Source organism: Streptomyces sp. NPDC046876 (assembly GCF_040645035.1).
In the GTDB taxonomy this organism is placed as follows: domain Bacteria; phylum Actinomycetota; class Actinomycetes; order Streptomycetales; family Streptomycetaceae; genus Streptomyces.
Window position 1 is genome coordinate 1 of sequence record NZ_JBEYXK010000216.1, and the last position, 2585, is coordinate 2585.

Consider the following 2585-nt stretch of genomic DNA (forward strand, 5'->3'; position numbering starts at 1 on the left):
TCCCCACGCCCCCCGCCTCCCCCGCCCCCGACCCCCCCCCCGCCCCCCCCCCCGCCCCGGCCGCACCCGCCCCCCCCACTCCGCCCACCAGCGCCGACGTGGCGCGGCTCGCCGGGGTCTCGCGGGCGACCGTGTCGTACGTGCTGAACAACGCCGAAGCCGTCCGCATCAGCGAGCCGACCCGCCGCAAGGTCCGGCGGGCCGCCGAGGAGCTGGGGTACGTTCCGCACGCCGCCGCTCGGAGCCTTCGGGCCGGTCACACCCGGATCGTGCTGCTGCCCACCGCGCACGTCCCGATCGGGCCGCTGCACAGCGGCTTCCTCGACGACCTCCAGCGGGCGCTGCGCCGCCTCGACTACACCGTCGTGCAGTACGGCAGCCTCGGCCTCAGCGGTGACGAGGCCGCCCGTGCCTGGGCCGAGCTGCGCCCCGTCGCCGTGATCTCCCTCGGGGAGACCGCCCTGGCCGGGTACAACGTCGACACCCTCAAGCGGGCCGGCGCCCGCGCGGTGATCACGGTGGGGCCGACGCGCGTTCCGGGGGCCCACGCCCTGGTGATGGACCAGGCCGAGGTGGGCGCCCGGGCCGCGGCGCACCTGGTCGAGCGGGGCCACCGCCGGATCGGTGTCGTCGTCCCGCAGGAGGAGGGGCTCGGGCTGTTCGCCGGGCCGCGGCTGGAGGGCGCCCGCTCCGTCGCCGGCGCCGGGACCGAGCCGCTCGAGATGGCCTACACGGAGGAGTCGGCCGCGGCGCTCGCCGCCCGCTGGCGCTCCCTCGGCCTGCGCGCGGTGTACGCGTACAACGACGAGTACGCGATGCTGCTGATGCGCGCCCTCCTGGACGAGGGGCTGCGGATCCCCGAGGACGTCGCCGTCATCGGCGCGGACGACCTGCTGGTCGGCAGGCTGCTGCGGCCCCGGCTGAGCACCGTACGGATCGAGCTGCCGACCGGGGAGCACCTGGCGGAGCTGGTGGACCGGGCGGTGCGGGAGCCGTCCGAGATCACCGAGCAGCACGGGCCGATGGCCGCCACGGCCGTCCACCGCGAGTCGACCTGAGCGTCCCCGCGCCGCGCCCCAGCCGCCCCCCCCCGGCCGCCTCCCCGCCCTACCCCGCCGGGAGCCCGTTGACAGGCGGTGACCGGCGGGCGGAGACTGCGGGCGCGCCCCACCGGGCGCGCCCGGCGTCGTACCCGGTGCCGACGGCGGCACGGGCCGCGGCGCCGCCCGTACGGATCCGCCCAGGAGAGACGCGATGAGCATCCGCACCGTCCGCGACGTGTATGTCGTCGACGCCGTCCGCACCCCGATCGGCAAGTTCGGCGGAGCCTTCGCCGGGGTCCGCCCCGACGACCTCGCCGCGCACGTCGTCCGCTCGCTCGTGGACCGTACGCCCTCCCTCGACCCCGCCCGCATCGACGACGTCGTCTTCGGCGACGCCAACGGGGCCGGCGAGGACAACCGCGACGTGGCCCGCATGGCCGTGCTGCTCGCCGGCCTGCCGGTGACCGTCCCCGGCGTCACCGTCAACCGGCTGTGCGGCTCCGGTCTGGAAGCTGTCATCCAGGCCGCCCGCTCCATCGCGCTCGGCGACTCCTCCGTCGCCATCGCGGGCGGCGTCGAGTCGATGACCCGGGCCCCGTGGGTCGTGCAGAAGCCGGAGCGCGCCTTCCCCGCCACGCACCAGCAGATGTGGTCCACCGCGCTGGGCTGGCGGATGACCAACCCGCGGATGCCCGGCGACTGGACGGTCTCGCTCGGCGAGGGCGCCGAACTCATCGCCGAGAAGCACGGCATCACCCGCGAGGCGCAGGACCTCTTCGCCCTGGACAGCCACCGCAAGGCGGCCGCCGCCTGGGACGCAGGCCTGTACGACGACGAGGTCGTGCCCTACCCCGGCATCGAGCTCGTACGCGACGAGTCCATCCGCGAGGCCTCCACCCCCGAGGCGCTGGCCCGCCTGAAGCCGGCGTTCCGGACGGACGGCACCGGTACGGTCACCGCCGCGAACGCCTCGCCCCTCAACGACGGCGCGGCGGCCCTGCTGCTGACCGACGAGGCGGGCTTGGCGGCCACCGGCCGGGAGCCGCTGGCCCGGATCAGCGCCTCCGCGGTCACGGGCATCGAGCCGCAGCTGTTCGGGCTGGGCCCGGTCGAGGCCGTGCAGCGGGCGCTCGCCAAGGCGGGCACCACCCTGGCCGACCTGGACGTGATGGAGCTGAACGAGGCCTTCGCGGCGCAGGCGCTGGGCTGCCTGGCCGCCTGGCCGGAGCTGGACCCGGCCGTCGTCAACCCGCGCGGCGGGGCCATCGCGATCGGGCACCCGCTCGGCGCCTCGGGCGCGCGGCTCGCCGGTGCGGTCGCGCACCAGCTGGCCGCGGCCGGGTCGGGCACCGGTATGGCGGCTCTGTGCATCGGCGTCGGGCAGGGCATCGCCCTGGTGCTGGAACGCTGACCGGCGGGAGCGCCGCCCGCCCCATCGCCGCGACGCCCCATCGCCGCGACGGCCCATCGCCGCGACGGCCCATCGCCGCGACGGCCCATCGCCGCGACGGCCCATCGCCGCGACGGCCCCCGGGCCGTCGC

2 protein-coding genes are annotated in these 2585 nt (G+C 77.0%); both read left to right on the forward strand.

Features of this window, described 5'->3' with window-relative positions; genetic code table 11:
* Positions 1-98 precede the first annotated feature (98 nt).
* Entirely contained in the window at positions 99-1058 is a 960-nt protein-coding gene (locus ABZ924_RS38405; protein ID WP_361920365.1) for a LacI family DNA-binding transcriptional regulator, read from the forward strand.
* A 196-nt stretch (positions 1059-1254) separates the two neighbouring features.
* The gene (locus ABZ924_RS38410) at positions 1255-2454 is read left to right on the forward strand and encodes a thiolase family protein (protein WP_361920367.1); all 1200 of its coding nucleotides are present in this window, start codon (positions 1255-1257) and stop codon (positions 2452-2454) included.
* The last annotated feature ends 131 nt before the right edge of the window (positions 2455-2585 follow it).

What these genes read in the sequence shown, in the direction of transcription:
- ABZ924_RS38410 (WP_361920367.1), top strand. Translation starts at nt 1,255, where the DNA reads ATGAGCATCCGCACCGTCCGCGACGTGTATGTCGTCGACGCCGTCCGC.